We start from the raw sequence: 23291 nt of genomic DNA on the forward strand, positions 1-23291 counted from the left end.
CGACAGACATGATCGCATTGTCCAGCAAGACCCTCGTCCGCCTCGGTGCCCTCGCCGTGCTGGCGCTGCCGCTCGGGGCGCAGGCCAAACCGAACCGCAGTGTGGATTCGGTCCACCAGCCGGTGGTCAGCCACACCGCCTTTACCTATGACGTGCGGGCCGGAGCCGACGGCAGCCTGTCCGCATCGGAAGCGCGCCGCCTGGACGACTGGTTCGTTTCGATAGGCATGGGTTACGGCGACCAGGTCGCGATCGTGACAGACGGCTATTCCACCTCCTCTCTGCGGGAAGGCATCGCCGATGTCGTTGCCCGGCACGGCATGCTGGTGGGCGAAGACAGTTCCGCCGCCGCCGGCACCGCGCCCGACGGCAGTGTCCGCTTGGTCGTACGCCGCGCCATTGCCAGCGTGCCGGGTTGCCCGGACTGGTCGGGCAAGAGCGAGACCAGCTGGCAGCTCGGCGCCACCTCCAACTATGGCTGTGGCATCAACGGCAATCTCGCCGCCATGGTCGCCAATCCCGAAGACCTGGTCCGTGGGCAGAGCAGCGACAGCGACCTGCGCACCGCCACGTCGAACCGCGCCATTTCCACCTATCGCGAAAAAGCGCCCACCGGGTCGGGCGATCTCAAGACCCTGTCGGGAGGCCACTGATCATGAACGCACCCTGGAAACCTGCCATGGCCGGACATCGCGATCCCTTCCACGCCTTCGTCTGCGACGATCACAGCCACGACCTGCTTGCCATGGTCGCGGCCGAAATGGGCTGGGCACCCGAAAAGGTGCACAAGGGGGGCATGCGCAACGCGGTGCAAAGCCTGTCGATCAGCGCATCGCCCCAGATCCTGTTCGTCGACATGTCGGAAAGCGGCGATCCGCTCAACGACATCAACAGTCTTGCCGAAGTGTGTGAACCCGGCACGGTGGTGATCGCCGCTGGCCAGGTCAACGACGTGCGCCTCTATCGCGATCTGATCACCAGCGGCATCCAGGATTATCTGCTCAAGCCTTTCGGCGCGGATCAGCTGCGCGACGTGCTGGCGCAGGCGCAGGCCGTGTTCTTCGCCCCGCGTGACGCGGCGCCCGAGCGCCCGCACATGACCGCAGCCATCATCGGGACGCGCGGCGGCGTTGGCGCGTCGAGCATCGCCACCTCGCTCGCCTGGCTGTTGAGCGACAAGCAGAAGCGGCCGACCGCGCTGCTCGACCTCGACGTTCATTTCGGCACCAATGCGCTGGCGATGGACCTGGAGCCGGGCCGCGGCCTGACCGACGCGATCGAAAATCCCAGCCGCATCGATGGCCTGTTCATCGAACGCGCGATGGTGCGGGCGAGCGACACGCTGGCGCTCCTGTCGGCCGAAGCGCCGATCAGCCAGCCGATGCTGACTGATGGCGGCGCCTTCTACCAGTTGCTTGAGGAATTTCGCGCGGCCTTCGAATGCAGCGTCATCGACCTGCCGCGCAACATGCTGATCCAGCATCCGCACCTGATGAGCGACGTCAATGTCGCCGTGGTGGTCACGGAACTGACGCTGGCGGCGGCGCGCGATTCGATCCGCATCCTCTCCTGGCTCAAGACCAACGCGCCGCAGTCGCGCGTGCTGGTGGTCGCCAACCGCGTCCATGCCGGCGCGCAGGAAATCAGCCGCAAGGATTTCGAAACGTCGATCGAACGCAAGGTCGACATCGTCATACCGTTCGACCTGCGCGTCGCCGCCCAATCAGCCAAGCTGGGCAAGACGATCGCCGAAACCGCCAAGGGCAGCAAGGTGGGCGCCGCCTGCACCAGCCTGCTGGACGCGGTGATGGGCGCGGCGGACGAAACCCAGGCCGGCGACGGCAAGGCGGCGAAGAAGAAGGGCGACTCCCTGCTCGGCAAGATCGGCGACCTCAAAAGCCTGATCCCCGCACGCAAGGACAAGGCCACGGCTTGATTATCGCGATCGCGCCGCCGGTCGGTGGCGCGGTCCCTTCACGGAACGGGCTATCACATGGGCAATATCCTCCTGCTGATGATACTGCTGGCAAGCTGCCTCGGGCTGCTTGCCATGGCTTTTGCCGGCCCGTCCGCCGAAAAGGCGACCAAGCGGCGTGTCGCGCTGATCCGCGAACGTCATAGCGGCTCGACCGATACCGTGCTGGAAGCGCGCATGCGCCGCGCCATTTCCAACCGCCAGCCCGTCACCGAAATGAAGATGCTGGTGTCGCTGGTTCCCAACCCGGAAAATCTTGCCAAGCGCATCCGCATGACCGGCAAGAAATGGACGGTCAGCCAATATATGACCGCCTGCGCCGTCATCTTTCTGTTGATCTGCGCGACCATGTTCATCCGTGGCTTCCCTCCCCTGCTGGCGGTCATGGTGAGCCTGGCGGCGGGCCTTGGCTTTCCGCATCTGTGGGTCAGCCGCCTCATCAAGAAGCGCGTGCAGAACTTCACGGCCAAGTTTCCCGACGCGCTTGAACTGCTGACGCGCGGCCTGCGATCCGGCCTGCCGATCACCGAAACGCTGGGCGTGGTCGCGACCGAAGTGCCCGGCCCGGTCGGCGAGGAGTTCAAGCTCATCACCGAGCGTATTAAGATCGGCAAGACGATGGACCAGGCGCTGCAGGAAACGGCCGACCGGCTGGGCACGCCGGAATTCCAGTTTTTCGTCATCAGCCTGGCAATCCAGCGCGAAACCGGCGGCAACCTTGCCGAAACCCTGTCGAACCTGGCCACCGTGCTGCGCCAGCGGTCGCAAATGAAGCTCAAGATCCGGGCGATGTCATCGGAATCAAAGGCGTCGGCCTATATCATCGGCGCCCTGCCGTTCCTGGTCTTCGGCATGATCTGCTACATCAATTTCAACTATATGCATCCCTTCTTCACGCCAGATCCCGCCGGGATCTTCGGGATGTCGACGATGCAGGTCATCGGCTTGGGCGGCATGTGCTGGATGGCGATCGGCGTCTTCATCATGGCGCAGATGATCAACTTCGAAATCTGACGGGAAAGACACAGTCATGGAAACCGTCCCCATTCCCGCAGGCACCCTCTTCGGAATGACCGCCACGGACTTCGGCACGCTGCTGGCCGCCGTCGCGACCATGGCAATGCTGTTCGCGCTCTATTCGGTCATGACCGTGCGCGATCCCATGGCCCGGCGCGTCAAGGCGCTCAACGAACGGCGCGAACAGCTCAAGGCCGGCATCACCGCCTCGACAGCGCGGCGGCGCGCCAAGCTGGTCAAGAAGAATCAGGCCACCGACCAGATGCGGTCGTTCCTTTCCAGCCTGAAGGTGCTGCAGGACGACCAGCTCAAGGACGCGCAGAACAAGCTCGCCCAGGCAGGCATCCGGTCGAAGGAATGGGCGGTTGCCGTCATTTTCGGCCGCATGGTCCTGCCGATCGTCATCGGCGGCATGGCGACGTTGCTGCTCTATGGCGCGGGCATCTATCCCGACTGGGGCGGGGCCAAGCGCTTCATGGTCTTCGCCGGCGCACTGCTGCTGTCCTACAAGGCGCCCGATCTGTTTCTCGACAACAAGATCCAGAAGCGGTCCGCCGCGATCCGCAAGGGCTTGCCGGACGCGCTCGACCTGCTCGTCATCTGCGCCGAAGCGGGTCTGACCGTCGACGCCGCCTTCGCCCGCGTGTCGAAGGAACTGGGCAAGGCTTATCCGGAACTGGGCGACGAATTCCAGCTGACGGCGATTGAGCTGAGCTTCCTTACCGAACGGCGGATGGCGTTTGAAAATCTGGCGAACCGCGTGAAGCTGGATGCGCTCAAGGGCGTGGTCACGACCATGATCCAGACCGAGAAATACGGCACGCCGCTCGCCTCGGCGCTGCGCGTCCTGTCGGCCGAATTCCGCCACGAACGCATGATGCGCGCCGAGGAAAAGGCCGCCCGTCTGCCCGCCATCATGACCGTGCCGCTGATCCTTTTCATCCTGCCGACGCTGTTCGTCGTCATCCTCGGACCTGCCGCCTGCTCGATCAGCAAGGCTTTCTGACCGCTCAAAGGGGAGGAAGGGGGCGCCCGCAAGGCGTCCCCTTTTTGTGCGCGGCTCGCCCTGCCCCGTGTCGTGTCGCGACGCGCTCGTACGAACGGGTGGGGTGCTAATCCCCCAGGATGACATCCACGCCGGCGCGGGCGTGAATCGCGGTGCCGTCATAGATGGGCAGCACATTCGCCTTCACGTCGACGATCATCTCCAGTTCGGTGCAGGCCAGGATCGCGGCCTGCACATTCTCCTTGGCGATGTCCGTCAGTTCCGATCGCATATAGCGTTCCGACTCGCGGCTGACCTTGCCGATGGTCAGTTCGTCATAGACGATCCGGTCGATCCGCTCGGCCAGCTCCATGTCGGGGGGCAGCAGCGAAATGCCGTGCGCCACCAGCCGCTGGCGGTAGAATTTTTCCGTCATGACGTTGCGCGTGCCGATCAACGCGGCCTTTTCAATGCCGTCCGCCTTCATCTTGCGCCCGACCGTGTCGGCAATGTTGATGATGGGCGTGTCGATGCCCGCCTGCACTTCGTCATAGACGCGGTGCATGCTGTTGGCGCAGATCAGCAGCGCCGCCGCCCCCGCCTGCTCCAGCCGCCGCGCCGAAGCGGTCAGTATCTGGGCGGCATGGTCCCATTCCTCGTCGGTGGTCGACCGGCCGATATCCGCGAAATCCAGGCTTTCGATCAGCAGCGGGGCGCTGTGCCGCCCGCCCCTGGCGCGATACACGGCCTGGTTGATGATCTGGTAATAGCGTGCCGTCGAAGTCCAGCTGAGCCCACCGATCAGACCAAGTTTACGCATCTGTTGCCCTGTCCCACATAAGCCGGCGACGAAGCGCACCAGCCCGCCTGCCGTCAAGCGTTAGGCATGGCGTAGCCGGTCGGCAAGCCCCTTCCCGCGTGCCGGACGTTGAGACGGACGGCAAGCAGCGTCCCGGCCGAACCGGCAAGCCCGGCCGCGACGATCAGCCCCGTATTTTCCAGCAGCAAGGCGACGGCAGCAGCCGACCAGCCGACCAGCCCGACGACCGCCGCCAGGATCGCGGCCTCACCCCCGGTTGCCGCACGAGCGCCCAGCAACGCGCCCGCGGGCGCCGCGAGGGCAATGCCCGTGGCAAGCCAGGGGAGCCGTTCGCCCGCCCCGGACATGGCGAAGCTGGCGCCCGCCAGCAGCGCGAGCAGTCCGGGTGCGATCAGTCCCGCCGCGCCGCCGATCCGCCAGCCAGGACGCGCCATTCCCGCGCCAGCTGCCAGCACGCCGGTCAGCAGGGCAATGACCAGCGCCGCCACGCCCCATGGTGCGATCTCCGGCTGATCCTCGCCCAGCAGGCCGAACGCATAGGGGTTGAAACGGATCGCGAGCGCCGCGCAGGCGAGCGCCGCGCCGGCTCCCCCAGCCAGCACCCGCATCATCAGCGGCAGCCGCCGCATCGGCAACTCCCGCGCGAGCAGCAGGCCGATGGCCGCCCCGATCACGAGCGCGCCGGCAATTTCCGGCAGGTTCATGATGTCGGCACCATAGATCGCCGCGCCGGCAAGGATGATCGCGCCAGCCACGGCCGCGTGGCGCCGCCGACGTCCAGGCCCGGCGGCCGGTCCTGCCAGCGCGAGGAAGAAGAGCAGCGCCGCCAGCGCCCAGCCCAGCAAGATCGCGTCGAACATGCCGCTCACGGCCGGTCGGCCTTCCGCCCGGCGTCGGTGCGCCGCCCCGCGAAAAAGGCGCCCGACAGCGCCGCGCTTGCCAGCAGCACGGCAATCAGGCCGAGATAGCGCGCAGCGGCGCTCCCCGCCTCTGCGGCGACGCTGACCGTCCCCGCGACGATCGCGGCGGCGAGCAGGAAGAGGATGGTCGCAAGCGCCGGCGCATCGGCCCGGGGGACGCGCCACGCCGCCCTGCCGCCGACAATGCAGGCAAGAGCAAAGGCGATGACCAGAAATGCGTTCATTCGCTCACCCCGTCGCCGGTACCGGCCGACGCGATCAGACCAGCCGTTTGACGACGATGTGGCGCGCGCCCTAGCTGGCGATCAGCAGCACCACCAGAGCGGCCACGATCGCGCTGGCGATGGTGCCCCACTTCATCAGGGAAACAAAGCTCGTATAGGTCTGCGCCGCGCTGTCCAGATTGTGTTCCGCCGCCATGTCTATCCCTCGTCAGCCAGTGTTCTGAGCGCTTCCTTATCGACAAGCCCGCCCCCCCTCAACCCGGAACCGGCAAGAAAATCTTTCGGGTTAAGGGCGCCTTTACCCCCCTGGCCCTAGGATAGCGGACCAGTTCAAGAAGAGGGGCAAGATGGCGCGCGACGGCGTTCCGATGCTGATGCTGATCGATGACGAGCCCGCGCAACGCCGGCTCGTGTCCGCGCTTGCCGCGCGAGCAGGATGGCGCACGATCTTCGCCAATGACGGCGACACCGCCATTGCGACGCTTGGCACGCAGGATGGCATGCGCCTGGATGCGGTGGTGCTGGACCAGTGGAGCCCGGATTATGATTCCGCCAGCCTGATCCGCGAACTACGCAGCCGCCGTCCCGCGCTGCCGATCCTCATCCTCACCGCGCACAACAGCGTCGCCATCGCCGTCGAAGCGATGCGCGCGGGCGCCAGCGATTACCTCGCAAAGCCGATCGCGCCCGAACGGCTACTCGCGGCGCTCAACGCCACGCTGTCGCCCGAACATGGCCGGGGCGAATTGCGCCCGCTGACGGAAAAGATTTCCGCTGCCCTTTCATTCGAGGACATTGTCGGCGCCGCGCCCCAGTTCCGCGCCGCGCTCGCCATTGCAGCCAAGGCGGCGCGCGCCCGCGTACCTGTGCTGATCGAAGGCGAAAGCGGCGTCGGCAAGGATGTGATCGCCCGCGCCATTCACGCTGCCTCCCCCCGGCACAAGCAGGCGATGGTCACCGTCAACTGCGGCGCGATTCCCGCCAATCTCGTCGAATCGGACCTGTTCGGCCATGAACGCGGCGCCTTCACCGGCGCGTTCGACCGGCAGGTTGGCAAGTTCGTGTCCGCCGACATGGGCACGATCTTCCTCGACGAAGTCAGCGAGATGCCGCTCGACGCGCAGGTCAAGCTGCTGCGCGTGCTCCAGGATGGGGAAGTGCAGCCGATCGGCGCCCGCCGCCCGGTCCATGTCGACGTGCGCGTCATCGCGGCGACCAACAAGCGGCTGATCGACGAGATCGAGGCCGGCCGCTTCCGCGAAGACCTTTATTATCGCCTGAACGTCGTCCAGCTGACCGTCCCGCCGCTGCGCGACCGGCTGGGGGATGTGCCCGCGCTCTGCCGCCACCTGCTTGCCCGAATCGCGGTGCAGCCGGGCCTGCGGAGCCTTGGCCTTACCGACGACGCGCTTGCGCTGCTGATGCAGCATGACTGGCCGGGTAATGTGCGCCAGCTTCAGAATGCGCTCTTCCGCGCTGCGGTGCTATGCGAAGGCGATGCGCTGACCCCGCTCGATTTCCCGCAGATCGCCGCGCAGATCCGCACGCGCGCCCCTGCGGTGGACGGCGAAGCATCGTTCGCGCGGCTTCGGCCCGTGGCCCAGTCGCCCCGGGAAGCGGCCGGCATCACCCTGTTCGAAGGCGACGGCCATGTCCGTCAGTTGGCGGAGATCGAGGCGGACGTCATCCGTCTGGCCATCGGCCATTATCGCGGCCGCATGACCGAAGTCGCCCGCCGCCTGGGGATTGGCCGGTCGACCCTTTACCGCAAGCTGGCGGAACTGGGCATCGACAGCGCCGCCTGACGGCGCTTCTCCCGCTCGGGCGCCTCCCTGGTCGCCCAAGCGGCGGTTGCGCGTTGAAATGTCGTGCCGGCTATGCTTTGGAAAGGCGATGAAGATCCGTCGCCTCGCTGCCCCGCTTTCCGTCCTTCTGCTGGTCGCCTGCGGCCGCGCCGAGCCGGTGGAGGACTTGCCGAGTCAGGAGGAACTGGCCGCTGCCGCCAATGCCGCCGCGGCCAAGGCCGTCGCCGGGGACAAGGCGCTGGAGGCCGAAAGCCGCAACTATGTGAATGTGGAGCGCGGCTTTTCGATCACCTTCCCTGAAGGTTGGCAGAAGGACGCGTCGGCCAGCACCGCCGATGGGGTCGTCTATCAGGACCCCGGCGCCGGCGCCGACGTGCGCGTATTCTGGCAGGCCAATCACGACAAGCAGACGCTGCAACAGATTGTCGCCGACATGAGCAGCGGGTCGGAAGGGGTCGATGGCGATTATGTCGGCGACAACGAATATCGCGGCACCGCCAATGACGGTGAGGGCAACAATGTCAGCGTGCAGCTGATGCGAAAGCCCGATGGAACCATCGTTTCGGCCAGCTTCGTCTTTCCCGAAATGCTGAGCGAACAATATCAGGCGATCGCGGACAAGACGCTCGACAGCCTGCGCATCTTCGCCGCGAAGGCGGAAACGCCCGAGGGTGGCGATATCATGCCTGGGGGAAAAGCGGCTGGGGTGAAAGCGGACTGACTGCCTGCCAAAGCACGCGCGCGCTGGTATTCGGGAGGGAAAGGGCCGATATGCCAGCCTTCGCTGGCATGACGGAAAGGGTGGAAGCGGACAGGCCGGATAGTACCCATCCACCCTTCATTTAATCCACCAGTCCGAAAGCGACTTTCAAAATGACCTGGAACCGGTCGACTTTCTGATTTGCGATCGCGCCTCGTGTCTGGATCACTTCGAACCACTGCAAATTGTCCAGGGTTTCGGAAGCCTTGGCTATTGCGCCTTTGATCGCGTCGTCAATGCTGACCTCAGACGTACCGACGACTTCGATGATCTTCGCAACATGATTGTCCATGGGCTGCTCCTTTTTTCAGTCTCCCGTCGCACCGGGAACAGCCTAAATTCCTGCCTTCCCTGAACGGTTCCGAAAGTGGTGGAGAATGTCAGGGATGGGGGAGCAACCGGACTCGCTCGCGCTTTCAGACCGCGCTTAGCCCCGCGTCCGCCAACCCGCGCCACAGGTGCAGCGCCTGCACACTTTCCTGCACGTCATGGACGCGCACCATTTGCGCCCCCAGCTCGGCCGCGCGAAACGCCAGAGCCACGGATCCGCCCAGCCGATCGGCAGCCGGCGCCTCGTTCGACAGGGCGCCGATCAGCCGCTTTCGGCTCCCCGCGAAGAGCAGCGGCACGCCCAGCCCCTGAAAGGTCGCGAGGCCGTTCACCAGCGCCAGATTGTCGGCCAGCGACTTGCCAAAGCCAAGGCCCGGATCGACAATGATCCGCTCGCGCGGGATGCCGGCCGCGAGGCAGGCGGCAATGCGCGATTCAAGATGATCGAACACGTCGGCGACGACATCGCCATAGCCCGTGGCGCCAAGCGCGCTGCGATCATGCGGATCGTCCCCGGCCGACGGCGCGTGCATCAGGATCACCGGACACCCGGCGCGGGCGACGACGTCCAGACTGCGCGGATCATGGGCCAGTGCCGACACATCATTGACGATGGCCGCGCCGGCCGCGAGCGCCGCTTCCATCACCGCTGCCTTGCGCGTGTCGACGGACACCGGCACGCCAGCGGCGGCGAGCCGTTCGATCACGGGCACGATGCGGGCGATCTCGTCACCCTCCCATATTTTCTCCGCCTTGGGCCGGGTCGATTCGCCGCCCACGTCGATCAGGGCCGCGCCGGCCGCCGCCATGGCGAAACCGGCGTCTGCCGCTGCTTGCGGATCGCCGACATTCCGGCCGCCATCCGAGAAGCTGTCGGGCGTGACGTTGAGGATTGCCATCAGCTGAGGCGAATCAAAACGGATGGTCCGCTCGCCAAAGCCGATGGGCGGCCGCAACGCGGAGATGCGAGCGGCCAGTTGCCGCGCCCGTTCCGCGAGCGATTCGGGCAGCGCCGCCGTCGCGTCGTCAAACCCGGCCACCGGCACAACCTGCCGCGCGATCCGGCGCGCGCCGTCGAGCGCCGTCAGTTCAAAGCCCTGGAACCAGATAAGGCCATTGGCCATGCGGGCGGCCGATCCGTCGGGCAGGCCGATGGGCGATGGTATGAACCATGTCGGCTTGAGATAGATCCGGGCGTGGGCCGGGATGTGGGGCAGCACCTTAGAAACCTCCATTCGGCCGACCTGACGAAGCTCTTCCTTGCTCCCAGCAAGACCCCTTCGACAAGCTCAAGGGCGGGCGGGGTCAAAGCTTACGGCTCGTTCGCCAGCAAATAGGTCTGCCGCGCGGCATCGATCGGCTTCAGCGCGCCATCCGCTTCCTGATGCCAGAAGGTCCAGCCGTTACAGCTCGGCGCATTCTGGAGCGTCGCGCCCATTTTGTGGATCGATCCCACATCCTTGCCGATGGTGAGCGACCCGTCGGCGCGTACCACCGCGTGCCAGCGGCGCTTTGCGTCGGTCAGTACCGTGCCGGCGGGCACATAGCCCGTCTCGACCAGCGTACCAAAGGCAACCTTGGGCTGGCTCCTGGCACTCTGCATGATGGTCAGCGCCGATTCGTCCAGCGGCAGGGCAGCCTCGATCCGCTCCATCGCGACTTCGATATAATTGTCCTCGCGCTCGATGCCGATCCACTTGCGGCCCAGGCGCTTGGCCACGGCGCCCGTGGTGCCGGTGCCGAAAAAGGGATCGAGCACCACGTCGCCCGGCTTCGTGCAGGCCAGCAGCACGCGGTAGAGCAGCGCCTCGGGCTTCTGCGTCGGGTGCGCCTTGGTGCCGCCCCGCTTCAGCCGCTCCTGCCCGCCGCAGATCGGCAGCACCCAGTCGGACCGCATCTGCAACTCGTCATTGAGCGTCTTCATCGCCTTGTAGTTGAAGGTATATTTCGCGTCCTCGCCCTGGCTCGCCCAGATCAGCGTCTCATGCGCGTTGGTGAAGCGGGTGCCCTTGAAGTTGGGCATGGGGTTGGACTTGCGCCAGATGATGTCGTTGAGGATCCAGAAGCCCTCATCCTGCAGCGCGGTCCCGACGCGGAAGATGTTGTGATAGCTGCCGATCACCCAGATCGTGCCGTTCGGCTTCAGGATGCGGCGGGCCTGCGCCAGCCACGCCTTGGTGAAGCGGTCATAGGCGCCCAGCGTGTCGAACTTGTCCCAGTCGTTGTCGACCGCGTCCACGCGCCCGCCTTCGGGACGGAAAAGGTCGCCGCCCAGTTGCAGATTATAGGGCGGATCGGCGAAGATCATGTCGATGCAGCCGTCGGGCAGCTTCGCCATCTCGGCGATGCAGTCGCCCCGCAGCAGGCAATCGGTCGCAATGTCGGAAGCCTTGATCCCGGCCGGCGCGCCCGCCTTTTTCCGCCGCGGCGCGACGCGCTCCATTACACCCATAATCTGACCCCCATTCGTTTCGAGGCCCAGCGTTGAGTCCTCGGGAGTCCGCCGTCAAGATCAGCAGCTTAGCCGACAAGCTTCACAGAAAAGTTAACGCGCCCGGGAACGAACAGGGTAGCCACGACATGTTGAGTCCCTTGCACCGTCTGGGACTCAACATGAAGTAGTGTGCCATAAAAGACTCAACCGCTCGACCCGCCGAACTTTTTTTGGTTAACGGCTTCCGGCGGGTCGAAATCCACACCGGGCTTGATCCTTTCATAACGATATGGTTATGAATTCGGATGACTGATGCTGCTTCCTCCGGTGATCGTTCCGCCGCCTGCGATGAATTGTTCAAGGCCCTGTCCGACGGCACACGCCGCGCTCTGCTGGAATATCTGGTGCGCGAAGGGGAACAGACCGTCCATGCCCTTACCGCCATATCCGACGTGTCGCAGCCGATGGTGTCGCGTCACCTCGCCAAGCTCAAGCGCGCGCGCCTCGTCACCGCGCGCCGGGCGGGCCGCGAGACCTATTATGCGTCCCGGGTGAAGGGCCTTGCCCCGATCGTCCAGTGGATGGCGGTCTACGGCGCCCTCTGGTCGCAACGATTCACCGCGCTTGAGGCGCTCGAGACCGTATAGCCCGGCTTGTCCCCCTAGCGACAATAACCCTCCTGCCCCGCCGCGACGATCAGGCACTCATTCTTGCCGGCGAGATATTTGAAGCCAGTCTCGGCGCCGCTGCCCGCGCGAATCATAAACCTCTTCCCGTCGCGGGTGAAGCCGATGGCGTCGCCTTCCGCCACGCCGGCATATTCGGCCTGCCGATCAAGCGTATCGCGATTGGTGATCGCATAATGGCCTTCGCGCCCGTTCGGCGACCGCTGGATGTCGAGGAACAGCCCTTCCGGCCCGGTCCAGCGGCCAACCCACTGGTCGGTCGGGACGCCGCCCTCGCCCCCGCCGTCATTGTCAGGACGAACCGAATCGGGTTCGCCGACTGCCTCGACGGACGGCGGCGCGACGGCATTTGCCGCCGCGTCCTTTCCCGCCGGCTTTGAGCATCCGCCCGGCAACCCCGCAACCAGCAGGATCGCCAGCAGCGCGCTTGGGATCGGCTTGCCTTCCATCCATCTTTCCCCTTGCAATTACGTGCTCAACAGGGTGAACGCTGAACCCGATCCATTGTTGCGGGAAGTGGCGGCCGGGGGCCGTTCAAGGGGGGCGCAACCATGGTCATGGGAAGAGGTTGTGGAACATAAGATGGCAGGTCGCCCCATCAGGGCCCACACGCGGGCCCGGTTCGTCAGGGAATCGGCTGATGTAAGAAGGCAGGCGCTGATCGACGCCACGGCGCGGTGCCTCGCGGAAAAAGGCGTGGGCGCCATATCGGTTCGGGGCATCTGCGCCTGTGCGGGCGTGTCGGCTGGCCTGCTCACGCATTATTTTGAGGGCGTCGACGCGCTGATCCTCGCCACCTATCGCGACGTGGGGCAGAAGGTCGCGGCGGCAATGGAACAGGCCGTGGCGGCGGCGGGCCCCGATCCCAGGGCGCGGCTGTGGGCCTATCTTCGCGCCAATTTCATGCCGCCGGTGCTGGACCCCAATCTGCTCGCGACCTGGATCTCTTTCTGGAGCCTGGTCAAGACCAGCCCTGAGATCGCCGCCACCCATGCGGAAACCTATGGCGCCGGCCGGCAGCGACTGGAGGTGCTGCTGCGTGAGGCCGCGCCGCAGGTGCCGCGCCCGGCCGCCCGTGTCGCCGCCATCGCGCTCACCGCCATGGTCGACGGTCTGTGGCTGGAACTGTGCCTCGATTCCTCCACTTTCTCGACCGAGGAAGCCTTGGCCATGGTGCATGAAGCCATGACCTATATCGTGGAAAAACCCAGGGATCAGGGAGTCGATCAACAATCGGGTGATTGATCGCTTTTCTCAATAAGGACCCACGAGAAAACCAATTTCCCCTCGAACACCCCCTCCCCTACATAGGCCGGGCAACAGCAAACCTCCGAAAAAGGAACTGGAAAAGCCCATGGCGCTCATCAACACCCCCATCAAGCCGTTCAAGGCCACCGCGTTCAAGGAAGGCAAGTTCGTCGACGTGACCGACGCCGATGTGAAGGGCAAGTGGGCGATCTTCTTCTTCTATCCCGCCGACTTCACCTTCGTTTGCCCGACCGAACTGGAAGATCTGGCGGGCATCTACCCGACGCTGCAAAAGCTGAACGTCGAAGTCTATTCGGTCTCGACCGATACGCATTTCAGCCACAAGGCCTGGCACGACACCTCGCCGGCGATCAGCAAGATCAACTATTATATGCTGGGCGACCAGTCGGGCCAGATCACCAACAATTTCGACGTGATGCGTCCGGGCGTGGGCCTCGCCGACCGCGCGACCTTCCTGGTCGATCCCGAAGGCGTGATCCAGTTCATGGAAATCACGTCGGAAGGCGTCGGCCGCAACGCCACCGAACTGCTTCGCAAGGTCAAGGCCGCGCAATATGTTGCCGCGCATCCCGGCGAAGTCTGCCCGGCCAAGTGGGAAGAGGGTGAAGAAACGCTCGCCCCCAGCCTCGACCTCGTCGGCAAGATCTAGGACCTGACAAGGCACCTGCCGGGCCGGGTCGAGCCGCCTCCCTGGCCCGGCGGGGTTTTACGCAAGCAAATCGTCGCTATCTCGGCACCGCCGGACTTCGGGTCGCAGTCCGGCGCCAGGGAAGCCGCGTGCCCCGGACCGGCGCGCCAAATCAATGGAGCTATGACAGGATGTTGGACGCAAATCTCAAAGGCCAGCTGAAGGCCTATATGGCGAACATCACCCAGCCCATCGAGCTGGTGGCGTCGCTGGACGACAGCGCGAAAGCGCGCGAACTGGAAGGGCTGCTGAACGAGATCGCCGAACTGTCGGACAAGGTTTCGCTCGTGCTGGCCGGCACCGACAAGCGCAAGCCCAGCTTCATGATTCGCCGCGCTGGCACGGACATCGGCGTGACCTTCGCTGGCATTCCCATGGGTCACGAATTCACCTCGCTGGTGCTCGCCCTGTTGCAAGTGGGCGGTCATCCGTCGAAGGCGGCGCAGGATGTGATCGAACAGGTCCGGAATCTGGACGGCGACTTCACCTTCGAAACCTATTTCTCTCTCTCCTGCCAGAATTGCCCGGACGTGGTGCAGGCGCTCAACCTGATGAGCGTGCTCAACCCGCGCATCCGCCACATCGCCATCGACGGCGCGCTGTTCAAGGAAGAGGTCGATGCCCGCCAGGTCATGGCCGTGCCGACCGTGTTCCTGAACGGCGAGCCTTTCGCCAGCGGCCGGATGGAACTGGAGCAGATCGTTGCCAAGATCGACAGCGGCGCGGCGGATCGCGCGGCCGATAAGATCCGCGGCCAGGACCCGTTCGAAGTGCTGATCGTCGGTGGCGGCCCTGCCGGCGCGGCGGCGGCCATCTATGCCGCGCGCAAGGGCATCCGCACGGGACTCGCGGCGGAGCGGTTCGGCGGCCAGGTGCTCGACACCATGGATATCGAGAATTTCATCTCGGTCAGCCACACCGAAGGCCCGAAATTCGCCACCGCGCTCGAACAGCATGTGAAGGATTATGATGTCGAGATCATGAACCTGCAAAAGGCGGCGAAGCTGATCCCGGCGAAGAGCGAAGGCGGTTATCATGAGGTGGTGCTGGAAAATGGCGCCTCGCTGAAAGGCCGCACCGTCATCCTCTCCACCGGCGCGCGCTGGCGGCAGATGGGCGTGCCGGGCGAAGACGACTATCGCAACAAAGGCGTGGCCTACTGCCCGCACTGCGACGGCCCGCTCTTCAAGGGCAAGCGCGTGGCGGTGATCGGCGGTGGCAACAGCGGCGTCGAGGCGGCGATCGACCTCGCCGGTATCGTCGCCCATGTGACGCTGATCGAATTTGACAGCCAGCTGCGCGCCGACGCTGTGCTCCAGCGGAAACTGGCGAGCCTGCCCAATGTCCGCATCATCACTTCAGCGCTCACCACCAGGGTGGACGGCGACGGGACGCGGGTGACGGGCCTGTCCTACAAGGACCGCAATCACGGCACGGAACATGATGTCGAGCTGGAGGGCATTTTCGTCCAGATCGGCCTCGTCCCGAACACGGAATGGCTCAAGGACGCGACCGCCCTGTCTCCACGCGGCGAAATCGAGATCGACGCGCGCGGCGAAACCAGCCAGCCTGGCATCTTCGCCGCCGGCGACTGCACGACCGTGCCCTACAAGCAGATCGTGATCGCTTGTGGAGCGGGCTCGACGGCGGCGCTCTCCGCCTTCGACTATCTCATCCGCCTGCCCACATCAGCGGAAACCGCCGAGGCAGCCTGACAGTGCAACTCCCCGGCCGGCGGTTGGGGAGCGGTCGGTCCCAGGCCGGACCGGCCGTTTCCTATTCTGGCTATTCCGGCACAAGGCGCTCCGGGTCGACCAACGGCCTTCCGACGGCCGGGACAGGAACGTCAGGTGCCGGCATTCGTTCTATCGGGCCTGGCCATTGGAAGGACATATGATGACCGAAGCTCAGTCCAAGGCGAGCCTGACGAAAGTGCCGGCAGTCACATTCGGTTTCTGGATCATCAAAATCCTTGCGACCACGCTGGGCGAAACGGGCGGAGACGCCATCAGCATGTCCTGGCTGGGCGAAACGACAGCGGGCGCCGGACAGGCGGGAGTCAATGGCTATCTTGCGGGCACCGCAATCTTCGGCCTGTTGCTGCTTCTGCTGGTGTGGGCTCAGATCCAGGCCCGCCGCTTCAATCCTTGGCTCTATTGGGCGACGATCATTGCCTCTACCACCGCAGGCACAACCTTGGCGGATTTCACGACCCGCTCGCTTGGGATAGGCTATCCCGGTGGTTCGGTGCTGCTGCTCGCCTGTGTGCTCCTGTCACTGTTCAGTTGGCACCGCAGCTTGGGGAGCATCTCCGTCAATACGGTGGCGGAGCCCCGCGCCGAACTGTTCTACTGGATCACGATCACATTTTCCCAGACGCTGGGCACGGCCCTGGGTGACTGGATAGCGGACGGCAGCCTCGGCTATTCGGGCGCGGCATTGCTTTTCGGGGGCGCGCTCGCCATCGTCGCGGCCCTCTATTTCTGGACCGGCGTCAGTCGAGTGGCCCTTTTCTGGACGGCCTTCATTCTGACCCGGCCGCTGGGCGCTACCGTCGGCGACTTTCTCGACAAGCCGATCGCCAAGGGAGGCCTGGATTTCAGCCGCCCACTGGCCACCGCCACCCTTGCGGGATTGATCATCCTGCTGATCGTCCTTGTGCCCCAACGCGCCGCCCGGCAGCTTCATTAACGAGAACGCCGCATGGAAATAGGCGCGGCAGCTTTGCCGGCTAGCCTTACCAGCGTCGCAGATGCGGCCTGAACACGGCGGGATCGACCGTCAGCAGCGGCGGCTCCTGCGCCGCCAGTTCGACCGTTTCCTTCTTCGCGGGCGCCGGCTCCGCACCCGGCGTGAAGGTGACGATCGCGCTGCCGGGATCATTGAGCACCAGCGTGTCGAGCATCAGTGCGGGCCGCAGTTCGTCGCCCGTCACCCGCACCAGCGTGCCCAGTGCGGTCAGCGCGAACAACTGCCTCGCAAATTCATGGGGCAGGCGGATGCAGCCATGGCTCGCCGGATATCCAGGATTATGCCCCCCATGCAGCGCGATCCCGCCCCAGGTCAGCCGCTGCATGAAGGGCATCGGCGCATTGCTGTAGATGTTCGACCGATGCCATTCGCGCTTCTGGAGGACCGCGAACTCGCCCCTCGGCGTGCGGTGGCCGGTCATGCCGGTCGACACACTCGCCATGCCGACCAGTCGGTCGCCGTCATAGACGTGCATCATCTGCCGATCGACGCTGATGATCAGGTAGATCGGCCCGGTGAATGGCCCCTCTTCCAGCCAGCGATACCCACCCGGCCTGATCGGCGCCTCCTGGGCGGCCGCGGCGGGCTGCGCCAGCATCGGGGGCGCCAGCGCCGCCAGCAGGAGCATTCTCCAGACCAATCGGTGGTTAAGAAAGGACATATACCCTTTCTTAACCACAAGACATCCCGACGCCAAGCCGGAGTCAGGTTCGCGATCAAAAGCTTATCCCAGGCCGGGACAGCACGGCCATATCATTACGATATCGAAATGACATGGCCGTCGAAAAAAAGCTGCCAATTCACGATTTCATTCATGACTTCACAGAAGAACCAACTGCGCCACCGGCCCGAAGCTCTTGCGGTGCAGCGGCGTCGGCCCATGTTCCCGTAGCGCGGCAAGATGGTAGGGACTGCCATAGCCCTTGTTGCTTTCCCAGCCATAATGCGGATGCGCCATCGCCGCTTCCACCATCATCCGGTCGCGCGTTTCCTTGGCCAGGATGGATGCCGCCGCGATCGACAGGCACTTGGCATCCCCCTCCACCACCGCCGTCGCCGCCCACCGCCATTTCGGGCAGCGATTGCCGTCCACCAGCACATGCGCGCAATCGTGGGACAAGGCTTCCACCGCCCGTGTCATCGCCAGCATCGTCGCCCACAGAATGTTGATTTCGTCGATCTCCTCGACCGACGCGACCCCAATGCCCCAGCACAGCGCCCGCGCCTTGATCTCGACCTCAAGGGCGGCCCGGCGCGCGGGCGTCAACTGCTTGCTGTCATTGAGGCCGTCGGGGCAATCCTCCTGCCGCAAGATGACGGCAGCGGCGACCACCGGCCCCGCCAGCGGGCCCCTCCCCGCCTCATCCACCCCGGCAACCAGTCCGGGATGATGCAGCCGCTCATGCGCGAAGTCAGGCATAGGCGTGAAATCCGAAGGGCGATCCCATCGGACCATGCCCCTGCCCCAGGCCGGGCGCCAGCAGCAGCGCCTCGCGCACATATTTGCGACCGCGCTCGATCGCGTCGATCAGGTCCCAGCCCTGACCCAGGCCCGTGGCTATGGCGCTGGCCAGCGTGCAGCCCGTCCCATGAGTATGTGGCGTGTCGATGCGGGCGTTGCTCCACGCCTTGCGCACACCCTGCGGACCGATCAGCCGGTCGGTCAGCATCGGCCCTTCCCCATGACCGCCCTTCGCCAGCACATGGGTGGCGAAGCGCACCGCGACATCCTCCCCGCCGAGCGCTTCGAGTTCCGGGATATTGGGCGTCACCAGCGTAGCGAGCGCCATCAGTCGCTCGAACGCGGCGATGGTCGGCGCATCGGCCAGTACCGATCCGCTGGTGGCGACCATGACCGGATCGAAAACGATCGGCACCTTGTCCAATTTCGCGAGCCCGTCCGCGACGGCGGCGGCCGTTTCCGCGCTGCCGATCATCCCGATCTTCACCGCGTCCACGCCGATATCGTCGATCACGCTGTCCATTTGCCGAATCACCATTTCCGTAGGCACGGCATGGACCCCCTGCACCCCCAGCGTGTTCTGCGCCGTGATCGCGGTGATCGCCGTCATCGCATGGCCGCCCAGCAGCGTCACCGTGCGGATATCCGCCTGGATCCCCGCGCCGCCGCCGCTGTCCGAACCGGCGATGATGAGAATGCGGGCAATGCTCATGCCCTATGGCGGCGCTCGGTCGAGGCGGGATTCCGGGCGAGCGCGTCTCCCGTCCGCGTCGGACGGTCCATCAGTTCGCCGCCACAATTGGGGCAGCGATCATCCAGTGCCTCGGCGCAAGGCGCGCAGAAGGTGCATTCGAAAGAGCAGATGAACGCCCCCGGTGCATCGGCAGGCAGGCCGATCCCGCATCGCTCGCAGTCAGGACGCATCTCCAGCATCAGGCAGCGACCCTCGCCACCGCCTCGCATATGCGCTCGACAACCTCCTTTACCTGATCCTCCCGGTCGCCCTCGGCCATGACGCGGATGACCGGTTCCGTGCCCGACGGGCGGATGACCAGGCGGCCACAGCCGTTCAGTTCGGCCTCCGCCTGGGCGATGACCTGTTTGACCGAGTCATGTTCCAGCGGCTTGCCGCCGGCAAAGCGGACATTCCTGAGCAGTTGCGGCACGGGATCGAACTGGTGCAGCACCTCGCTCGCGGGCTTGCCCGATCGCACCAGCGCCGCCAGCACCTGCAACGCGGCCACGGTGCCATCGCCGGTCGTCGCATAGTCGCTCAGGATCATGTGGCCGGACTGTTCGCCCCCGACATTAAAGCCCCCTTCCCGCATGCGTTCGAGCACATAGCGGTCGCCTACCTTCGTCCGTTCGAGGGTGATGCCCTGGCCGGCAAGATGACGCTCCAGCCCCAGGTTGGACATGACTGTCGCCACCAGCCCACCGCCGCGCAGCAATCCGTCGCGCGCGAAATTGCCGGCGATCAGCGCCATGATCTGATCGCCATCGACGATCTTGCCCTGCTCGTCGACCACGATCAGGCGGTCCGCATCGCCATCGAGCGCGATGCCGATGTCCGCGCCAGACGAAACCACCGTTTCCTGGCAGAGCAGCGGCGAGGTGGAGCCGCACTGGTCATTGATGTTGGTGCCGTTCGGACTGACCCCGACGGCGATGACGTCAGCGCCCAGTTCCCAAAGGGCAGACGGCGCGACCTGATAGGCGGCGCCATTGGCGCAATCGACGACGATCTTCAGTCCATCCAGGCGAAGGTCGGCCGGGAAGCTGGACTTGACTGCGTGGATATAGCGGCCGCGGGCATCCTCCACGCGGCGGGCCCGCCCGATGTCGGCGGCGGCGGCGAGCGGGATATCCTGCTCCAGCATCGCCTCGATCTTCATCTCGTCCTCGTCCGACAGCTTGTATCCATCGGGCCCAAACAGCTTGATTCCATTATCGGCATAAGGGTTGTGGCTGGCCGAGATCATGACGCCCAGGTCCGCACGCATCGAATGGGCGAGCAAGGCAACGGCCGGCGTCGGGATCGGGCCGAACTGCACGACATCCATGCCCACGGCCGTGAAGCCGGCCACCAGGGCGTTTTCGACCATGTAGCCAGACAGGCGCGTATCCTTGCCGATCACCACGCGATGACGATGGCTGCCGCGCTGGAAATGCTTCCCCGCCGCCATGCCGACCTTCATCGCCAGTTCCGCTGTCATCGGCCACTGGTTGGTGCGGCCCCTGATCCCGTCAGTGCCGAAATACCGCCTGCTCATGATTCGTGCCTTCAAGGACTTAAACTGCCGCCATCCATAGCAATCTTTGTTCGACTTTCCACCGGCGAGCAGCCATTCCTTGGCCAATGGACGGGTTCAATGCAGCGGTGGACGCGCTTTCCGGCGCGGTCTTTTTCAAGGTGCCGCTGCTGGGCACGGATATCGAGCTGATCGTCCTCTACCTCGCCCTGCCGATGCTGTTCTTCACGCTCTGGCTGGGCTTTCCCAATGTTCGCGCGGTCGGCAGGGCGATCCGCATCCTGCGGACGCAGCCGGGCGCCAGCGAGGCGCAGGGCGATGTCAGCCAGTGGGGCGCCCTGACGACGGCGCTCGCCGGCACAATCGGCCTTGGCAATATCGCAGGCGTTGCCGTCGCGCTGACGATGGGTGGACCGGGGGCGATCCTCTGGATGTTCATCATCGGCTGGTTCGCCATGACAGTGAAGATGGCCGAGGTGACGCTGGGGCTCAAATATCGCATGTTCGACAGCCGAGGCCATGTGCATGGCGGGCCGATGTATGTGCTCAAATCGGTCGGTGCTGCCCGAGGATGGCCGAAGCTGGGCGCTGCATTGGGCGGACTTTACGCCTTTTTCGCCCTTTTCGGCGCCGTCCCGATGGTGCAGGTCAACCAGAGCTTCGCGCAGGTACGCGTGGTGACGGGCTTGACGCAGGGCTGGACCTACGGCGTCCTGCTTGCCGCTGCGGTCGCGCTGGTGACGCTGGGAGGCGCTGCCTGGCTGGGCGAGGTAGCGAAGCGACTGACCCCGCTCAAGGTCGCGGTCTATCTGGCCGGCGTAGCGGCCGTGCTGGTCTTTCACGCGTCCGCGATCCCTGCCGCCCTCACGGAAATATGGCACGGCGCCTGGAATGGCGGGGCCGCGACGGGTGGAGCGGTCGGCGCCTTGGTGGCAGGCATGCGACGGGCGGTCTTTGCGAGCGAGGCGGGTGTCGGATCGGCGGTGATGGCGCACAGCCTCGCCCGGGTCCGGCATCCCGTGTCCGAAGGGCTGGTCGCGCTGCTCGAACCGCTATTGGGCACGATGATAGTCTGCGCTTTGGGAGGACTGGCGCTGGTCGTCGCCGGAACGTGGAAATCGGGGCTGGAGGGCGTGGCCATCACCTCGGCGGCTTTCGCGCAGGTATCGCCCTGGTTCCCCTGGCTGCTCGCGATCGTTGTCGTGCTGTTCGCCTATTCGACGCTGGTCGCCTGGGGCTTTTATGGCCTTCAGGCCTGGGGCTATCTGTTCGGCAATGGTCCCAAGGCGCAGTGGAGTTACAAGATCCTCTACATCCTCGCCCTGCCCCCGGCAGCGGCGATCGACCTTGGCCGGGTGGTGGATATAGTCGACAGCAGCTTCTTCCTGATGGCCATACCCAATGTCATCGCACTTTATCTGTGCGCGGGGGAGTTACGGCGAGACGTGTTTGCCTATCTCCGCGAACCGGACGTCAAACCATTGGTCCCCGCACCTGACGCGCCCGGATAAAAAAGACCCCGCTGGGAAGCGAGGCCTTTTCCCGGATGTCAGCTTCTCGTCATATCTTATCGCCCAAGGCGCCCTTGACCGATCCCTTGATGTCCTGGGCCGTGCCCTTCGCCTTCTGCGCCTTGCCCTTGGCGGCGAGATCCGCGTCGCCCTGATTACGGCCTACGGCCTCTTTGACGGCACCGACGGCCTTGTTCCCAGCGGCTTTGGCCTTGTCAGTCAGTTCACCCATTGAGTCCTCCTGTCGATGGTACGGCAGATCAACAACCCAGGCGAGACAAGGTTGCCACCGACACGGATACGGAACGGAAGACGGCAACGAAAAGGGGCCGGAAACACCGGCCCCTTCCAATTTTGTATTGATCTGCCGATCAGCGCTTCGAGAACTGGAAGCTGCGGCGGGCCTTGGCCTTGCCATATTTCTTACGTTCAACGGCACGGCTGTCGCGGGTCAGGAAGCCTTCGGCCTTGACCGCGCTGCGCAGCGCCGGCTCGTATTTCGAGAGAGCCTGGGCGATGCCGTGCTTAACGGCGCCGGCCTGACCCGACAGACCGCCGCCCTTGACGGTGGCGATGACATCATACTGACCGACGCGATCGGTCACGCCGAACGGCTGGTTGATCACCAGACGCAGGGTCGGGCGGGCGAAATAGATTTCCTGATCGCGGCCATTGACCGTGATCTTGCCGGTGCCGGGCTTGACCCAGACGCGGGCGACGGCGTCCTTGCGGCGGCCGGTGGCATAGGCGCGGCCGAGGCTGTCGATTTCCTGCTGACGCAGCGCAGCGGCCGGCTGGGCGGGAACGATCGGCGCGTCAGAAGCGGAGACGGCAGCAGCGGCAGGCGCCGGAGCGTTGGCGGTCAGCGACGCGAGGTCGGACAGGGACTGGCGGTTATCGGACATTAGGCACCCACCTTGTTCTTGCGGTTGCGCGACGCGAAATCGAGCACTTCGGGGTTCTGCGCGGCGTGGGGATGTTCAGCGCCGGCGAAGATGCGCAGGTTGCGCATCTGCTGACGGCCGAGCGGGCCACGGGGGATCATGCGCTCAACGGCCTTTTCCAGGACGCGCTCGGGGAAACGGCCTTCCAGAACCTTCTGGGGGGTGGTTTCCTTGATGCCGCCGGCATAGCCGGTGTGCTTGTAATAGACCTTGTCGGTCAGCTTGCGGCCCGTGAACTTCACCTTTTCCGCGTTGATGATGATGACATTGTCACCGCAATCGACGTGGGGGGTGAAGGACGTCTTGTGCTTGCCGCGCAGGATGTTCGCGACGGTCGAGGCGAGGCGGCCGACGACGAGACCATCCGCGTCGATCAGGATCCACTTCTTTTCGACCGTGGCCGGGGTTGCCGGCTTGGTGGTCTTCATCAGCGCCTTCATGGTGCCAATCTCCAGAAT

The 23291-nt window shown here is 64.9% G+C and carries 28 protein-coding genes; 12 read left to right on the forward strand and 16 right to left on the reverse strand.

From position 1 onward, the window contains the following. Positions 1 to 8: 8 nt before the first annotated feature. From AAC640_RS07670 to AAC640_RS07685, 4 genes are read left to right on the forward strand one after another with little or no spacing between them, the layout of a single operon-like run. A complete protein-coding gene (locus AAC640_RS07670) occupies positions 9 to 653 on the forward strand; it encodes a CpaD family pilus assembly protein (protein WP_340265523.1) in 645 nt (214 codons plus the stop codon). Between the two features lie 2 nt (positions 654 to 655). Continuing rightward, entirely contained in the window at positions 656 to 1936 is a 1281-nt protein-coding gene (locus AAC640_RS07675; RefSeq protein WP_340265524.1) for a pilus assembly protein CpaE, read from the forward strand. Positions 1937 to 1993: 57 nt separating this feature from the next. Further along, the gene (locus AAC640_RS07680; protein WP_340265525.1) at positions 1994 to 2989 is read left to right on the forward strand and encodes a type II secretion system F family protein; all 996 of its coding nucleotides are present in this window, start codon (positions 1994 to 1996) and stop codon (positions 2987 to 2989) included. 16 nt (positions 2990 to 3005) lie between these two features. Next, the gene (locus AAC640_RS07685; protein ID WP_340265526.1) at positions 3006 to 3998 is read left to right on the forward strand and encodes a type II secretion system F family protein; all 993 of its coding nucleotides are present in this window, start codon (positions 3006 to 3008) and stop codon (positions 3996 to 3998) included. Between the two features lie 106 nt (positions 3999 to 4104). Here AAC640_RS07685 and AAC640_RS07690 read toward each other — a convergent pair whose 3' ends face one another. From AAC640_RS07690 to AAC640_RS07705, 4 genes are all read right to left on the reverse strand, one after another. Continuing rightward, positions 4105 to 4797: an aspartate/glutamate racemase family protein gene (locus tag AAC640_RS07690; RefSeq protein ID WP_340265527.1), complete on the reverse strand. Its 693-nt coding sequence runs from the start codon at positions 4795 to 4797 to the stop codon at positions 4105 to 4107. A gap of 53 nt (positions 4798 to 4850) precedes the next feature. Further along, complete coding sequence (locus tag AAC640_RS07695) at positions 4851 to 5666, reverse strand: hypothetical protein (protein ID WP_340265528.1); 816 nt, start codon at positions 5664 to 5666, stop codon at positions 4851 to 4853. Further along, on the reverse strand, positions 5663 to 5941 hold the full coding sequence (locus AAC640_RS07700; protein ID WP_340265529.1) for a proton-translocating transhydrogenase family protein: 279 nt from the start codon (positions 5939 to 5941) through the stop codon (positions 5663 to 5665). Before AAC640_RS07700 ends, AAC640_RS07695 begins: the two co-directional genes overlap by 4 nt. A 70-nt stretch (positions 5942 to 6011) precedes the next feature. Beyond that, positions 6012 to 6137: an aa3-type cytochrome c oxidase subunit IV gene (locus AAC640_RS07705; protein WP_340265530.1), complete on the reverse strand. Its 126-nt coding sequence runs from the start codon at positions 6135 to 6137 to the stop codon at positions 6012 to 6014. Positions 6138 to 6288: 151 nt separating this feature from the next. On the opposite strand from AAC640_RS07705, the gene AAC640_RS07710 reads away from it, so the two are divergent. Further along, a complete protein-coding gene (locus AAC640_RS07710) occupies positions 6289 to 7746 on the forward strand; it encodes a sigma-54-dependent transcriptional regulator (RefSeq protein WP_340265531.1) in 1458 nt (485 codons plus the stop codon). Between the two features lie 88 nt (positions 7747 to 7834). Continuing rightward, positions 7835 to 8467 carry a hypothetical protein gene (locus AAC640_RS07715; RefSeq protein ID WP_340265532.1) on the forward strand — a complete coding sequence of 211 codons (633 nt, stop codon included), beginning with the start codon at positions 7835 to 7837 and terminating at the stop codon, positions 8465 to 8467. 121 nt (positions 8468 to 8588) lie between these two features. On the opposite strand, the gene AAC640_RS07720 is transcribed toward AAC640_RS07715, so the two are convergent. The 3 genes from AAC640_RS07720 to AAC640_RS07730 form a co-directional block, all read right to left on the reverse strand. Then, on the reverse strand, positions 8589 to 8798 hold the full coding sequence (locus AAC640_RS07720; protein ID WP_340265533.1) for a dodecin: 210 nt from the start codon (positions 8796 to 8798) through the stop codon (positions 8589 to 8591). A 124-nt stretch (positions 8799 to 8922) separates the two neighbouring features. Continuing rightward, complete coding sequence (folP, locus tag AAC640_RS07725; RefSeq protein WP_340265534.1) at positions 8923 to 10056, reverse strand: dihydropteroate synthase; 1134 nt, start codon at positions 10054 to 10056, stop codon at positions 8923 to 8925. A 92-nt stretch (positions 10057 to 10148) separates the two neighbouring features. After that, positions 10149 to 11288 carry a site-specific DNA-methyltransferase gene (locus AAC640_RS07730; protein ID WP_340265535.1) on the reverse strand — a complete coding sequence of 380 codons (1140 nt, stop codon included), beginning with the start codon at positions 11286 to 11288 and terminating at the stop codon, positions 10149 to 10151. Positions 11289 to 11575: 287 nt separating this feature from the next. Here AAC640_RS07730 and AAC640_RS07735 point away from each other — a divergent pair, with 287 nt between their 5' ends. After that, the gene (locus AAC640_RS07735) at positions 11576 to 11917 is read left to right on the forward strand and encodes an ArsR/SmtB family transcription factor (protein WP_340265536.1); all 342 of its coding nucleotides are present in this window, start codon (positions 11576 to 11578) and stop codon (positions 11915 to 11917) included. Between the two features lie 14 nt (positions 11918 to 11931). Here AAC640_RS07735 and AAC640_RS07740 read toward each other — a convergent pair whose 3' ends face one another. Further along, positions 11932 to 12405 carry a hypothetical protein gene (locus AAC640_RS07740; protein ID WP_340265537.1) on the reverse strand — a complete coding sequence of 158 codons (474 nt, stop codon included), beginning with the start codon at positions 12403 to 12405 and terminating at the stop codon, positions 11932 to 11934. Positions 12406 to 12538: 133 nt separating this feature from the next. On the opposite strand from AAC640_RS07740, the gene betI reads away from it, so the two are divergent. The 4 genes from betI to AAC640_RS07760 all read left to right on the forward strand — a co-directional run bounded on the left by betI (position 12539) and on the right by AAC640_RS07760 (position 16604). Next, the gene (gene betI, locus AAC640_RS07745) at positions 12539 to 13201 is read left to right on the forward strand and encodes a transcriptional regulator BetI (RefSeq protein WP_340265538.1); all 663 of its coding nucleotides are present in this window, start codon (positions 12539 to 12541) and stop codon (positions 13199 to 13201) included. Between the two features lie 109 nt (positions 13202 to 13310). Next, entirely contained in the window at positions 13311 to 13874 is a 564-nt protein-coding gene (gene ahpC / locus AAC640_RS07750) for an alkyl hydroperoxide reductase subunit C (protein WP_340265539.1), read from the forward strand. A gap of 170 nt (positions 13875 to 14044) precedes the next feature. Beyond that, complete coding sequence (gene ahpF / locus AAC640_RS07755; RefSeq protein WP_340265540.1) at positions 14045 to 15628, forward strand: alkyl hydroperoxide reductase subunit F; 1584 nt, start codon at positions 14045 to 14047, stop codon at positions 15626 to 15628. 181 nt (positions 15629 to 15809) lie between these two features. Next, complete coding sequence (locus AAC640_RS07760) at positions 15810 to 16604, forward strand: COG4705 family protein (protein ID WP_340265541.1); 795 nt, start codon at positions 15810 to 15812, stop codon at positions 16602 to 16604. Positions 16605 to 16650: 46 nt separating this feature from the next. Here the strand turns inward: AAC640_RS07760 and AAC640_RS07765 are convergent, their stop codons facing one another. The 5 genes from AAC640_RS07765 to glmM all read right to left on the reverse strand — a co-directional run bounded on the left by AAC640_RS07765 (position 16651) and on the right by glmM (position 20399). Beyond that, positions 16651 to 17325 carry a L,D-transpeptidase family protein gene (locus AAC640_RS07765; protein WP_422794964.1) on the reverse strand — a complete coding sequence of 225 codons (675 nt, stop codon included), beginning with the start codon at positions 17323 to 17325 and terminating at the stop codon, positions 16651 to 16653. 159 nt (positions 17326 to 17484) lie between these two features. Beyond that, positions 17485 to 18084: a ribonuclease HII gene (locus tag AAC640_RS07770; RefSeq protein ID WP_340265542.1), complete on the reverse strand. Its 600-nt coding sequence runs from the start codon at positions 18082 to 18084 to the stop codon at positions 17485 to 17487. Next, positions 18077 to 18838, reverse strand: coding sequence for a bifunctional hydroxymethylpyrimidine kinase/phosphomethylpyrimidine kinase (gene thiD, locus AAC640_RS07775; RefSeq protein ID WP_340265543.1), 762 nt, complete (start codon positions 18836 to 18838; stop codon positions 18077 to 18079). The genes AAC640_RS07770 and thiD overlap by 8 nt, the downstream gene beginning before the upstream one ends. Then, positions 18835 to 19059: a DUF1272 domain-containing protein gene (locus AAC640_RS07780; protein ID WP_340265544.1), complete on the reverse strand. Its 225-nt coding sequence runs from the start codon at positions 19057 to 19059 to the stop codon at positions 18835 to 18837. The genes thiD and AAC640_RS07780 overlap by 4 nt, the downstream gene beginning before the upstream one ends. Further along, positions 19059 to 20399, reverse strand: a complete 1341-nt coding sequence (glmM, locus tag AAC640_RS07785; protein ID WP_340265545.1) for a phosphoglucosamine mutase — start codon at positions 20397 to 20399, stop codon at positions 19059 to 19061. The genes AAC640_RS07780 and glmM overlap by 1 nt, the downstream gene beginning before the upstream one ends. 86 nt (positions 20400 to 20485) lie before the next feature. Here glmM and AAC640_RS07790 point away from each other — a divergent pair, with 86 nt between their 5' ends. Further along, positions 20486 to 21889, forward strand: coding sequence for an alanine/glycine:cation symporter family protein (locus AAC640_RS07790; RefSeq protein ID WP_340265546.1), 1404 nt, complete (start codon positions 20486 to 20488; stop codon positions 21887 to 21889). A gap of 49 nt (positions 21890 to 21938) precedes the next feature. On the opposite strand, the gene AAC640_RS07795 is transcribed toward AAC640_RS07790, so the two are convergent. The 3 genes from AAC640_RS07795 to rplM form a co-directional block, all read right to left on the reverse strand. Next, positions 21939 to 22121, reverse strand: a complete 183-nt coding sequence (locus AAC640_RS07795; RefSeq protein WP_340265547.1) for a CsbD family protein — start codon at positions 22119 to 22121, stop codon at positions 21939 to 21941. Positions 22122 to 22260: 139 nt separating this feature from the next. Then, positions 22261 to 22794 carry a 30S ribosomal protein S9 gene (gene rpsI, locus AAC640_RS07800; protein WP_340265548.1) on the reverse strand — a complete coding sequence of 178 codons (534 nt, stop codon included), beginning with the start codon at positions 22792 to 22794 and terminating at the stop codon, positions 22261 to 22263. Further along, entirely contained in the window at positions 22794 to 23273 is a 480-nt protein-coding gene (gene rplM, locus AAC640_RS07805; RefSeq protein ID WP_340265549.1) for a 50S ribosomal protein L13, read from the reverse strand. Before rplM ends, rpsI begins: the two co-directional genes overlap by 1 nt. Between the last annotated feature and the right edge of the window lie 18 nt (positions 23274 to 23291).

The sequence above is a fragment of the Sphingobium mellinum genome, from assembly GCF_037860795.1.
Taxonomy (GTDB): Bacteria; Pseudomonadota; Alphaproteobacteria; order Sphingomonadales; family Sphingomonadaceae; genus Sphingobium; species Sphingobium mellinum.

Excerpts from the sequence above, each read along its gene's own strand:
- AAC640_RS07670 (WP_340265523.1), top strand. The coding sequence starts at position 9 with ATGATCGCATTGTCCAGCAAGACCCTCGTCCGCCTCGGTGCCCTCGCC.
- AAC640_RS07675 (WP_340265524.1), top strand. The coding sequence starts at position 656 with ATGAACGCACCCTGGAAACCTGCCATGGCCGGACATCGCGATCCCTTC.
- AAC640_RS07680 (WP_340265525.1), top strand. The coding sequence starts at position 1,994 with ATGGGCAATATCCTCCTGCTGATGATACTGCTGGCAAGCTGCCTCGGG.
- AAC640_RS07685 (WP_340265526.1), top strand. The coding sequence starts at position 3,006 with ATGGAAACCGTCCCCATTCCCGCAGGCACCCTCTTCGGAATGACCGCC.
- AAC640_RS07690 (WP_340265527.1), bottom strand. The coding sequence starts at position 4,797 with ATGCGTAAACTTGGTCTGATCGGTGGGCTCAGCTGGACTTCGACGGCA.
- AAC640_RS07700 (WP_340265529.1), bottom strand. The coding sequence starts at position 5,941 with ATGAACGCATTTCTGGTCATCGCCTTTGCTCTTGCCTGCATTGTCGGC.
- AAC640_RS07705 (WP_340265530.1), bottom strand. The coding sequence starts at position 6,137 with ATGGCGGCGGAACACAATCTGGACAGCGCGGCGCAGACCTATACGAGC.
- AAC640_RS07710 (WP_340265531.1), top strand. The coding sequence starts at position 6,289 with ATGGCGCGCGACGGCGTTCCGATGCTGATGCTGATCGATGACGAGCCC.
- AAC640_RS07715 (WP_340265532.1), top strand. The coding sequence starts at position 7,835 with ATGAAGATCCGTCGCCTCGCTGCCCCGCTTTCCGTCCTTCTGCTGGTC.
- AAC640_RS07720 (WP_340265533.1), bottom strand. The coding sequence starts at position 8,798 with ATGGACAATCATGTTGCGAAGATCATCGAAGTCGTCGGTACGTCTGAG.
- AAC640_RS07730 (WP_340265535.1), bottom strand. The coding sequence starts at position 11,288 with ATGGGTGTAATGGAGCGCGTCGCGCCGCGGCGGAAAAAGGCGGGCGCG.
- AAC640_RS07735 (WP_340265536.1), top strand. The coding sequence starts at position 11,576 with ATGACTGATGCTGCTTCCTCCGGTGATCGTTCCGCCGCCTGCGATGAA.
- AAC640_RS07740 (WP_340265537.1), bottom strand. The coding sequence starts at position 12,405 with ATGGAAGGCAAGCCGATCCCAAGCGCGCTGCTGGCGATCCTGCTGGTT.
- betI (WP_340265538.1), top strand. The coding sequence starts at position 12,539 with ATGGCAGGTCGCCCCATCAGGGCCCACACGCGGGCCCGGTTCGTCAGG.
- ahpC (WP_340265539.1), top strand. The coding sequence starts at position 13,311 with ATGGCGCTCATCAACACCCCCATCAAGCCGTTCAAGGCCACCGCGTTC.
- ahpF (WP_340265540.1), top strand. The coding sequence starts at position 14,045 with ATGTTGGACGCAAATCTCAAAGGCCAGCTGAAGGCCTATATGGCGAAC.
- AAC640_RS07760 (WP_340265541.1), top strand. The coding sequence starts at position 15,810 with ATGACCGAAGCTCAGTCCAAGGCGAGCCTGACGAAAGTGCCGGCAGTC.
- AAC640_RS07765 (WP_422794964.1), bottom strand. The coding sequence starts at position 17,325 with ATGTCCTTTCTTAACCACCGATTGGTCTGGAGAATGCTCCTGCTGGCG.
- AAC640_RS07770 (WP_340265542.1), bottom strand. The coding sequence starts at position 18,084 with ATGCCTGACTTCGCGCATGAGCGGCTGCATCATCCCGGACTGGTTGCC.
- thiD (WP_340265543.1), bottom strand. The coding sequence starts at position 18,838 with ATGAGCATTGCCCGCATTCTCATCATCGCCGGTTCGGACAGCGGCGGC.
- AAC640_RS07780 (WP_340265544.1), bottom strand. The coding sequence starts at position 19,059 with ATGCTGGAGATGCGTCCTGACTGCGAGCGATGCGGGATCGGCCTGCCT.
- glmM (WP_340265545.1), bottom strand. The coding sequence starts at position 20,399 with ATGAGCAGGCGGTATTTCGGCACTGACGGGATCAGGGGCCGCACCAAC.
- AAC640_RS07790 (WP_340265546.1), top strand. The coding sequence starts at position 20,486 with ATGGACGGGTTCAATGCAGCGGTGGACGCGCTTTCCGGCGCGGTCTTT.
- AAC640_RS07795 (WP_340265547.1), bottom strand. The coding sequence starts at position 22,121 with ATGGGTGAACTGACTGACAAGGCCAAAGCCGCTGGGAACAAGGCCGTC.
- rpsI (WP_340265548.1), bottom strand. The coding sequence starts at position 22,794 with ATGTCCGATAACCGCCAGTCCCTGTCCGACCTCGCGTCGCTGACCGCC.
- rplM (WP_340265549.1), bottom strand. The coding sequence starts at position 23,273 with ATGAAGGCGCTGATGAAGACCACCAAGCCGGCAACCCCGGCCACGGTC.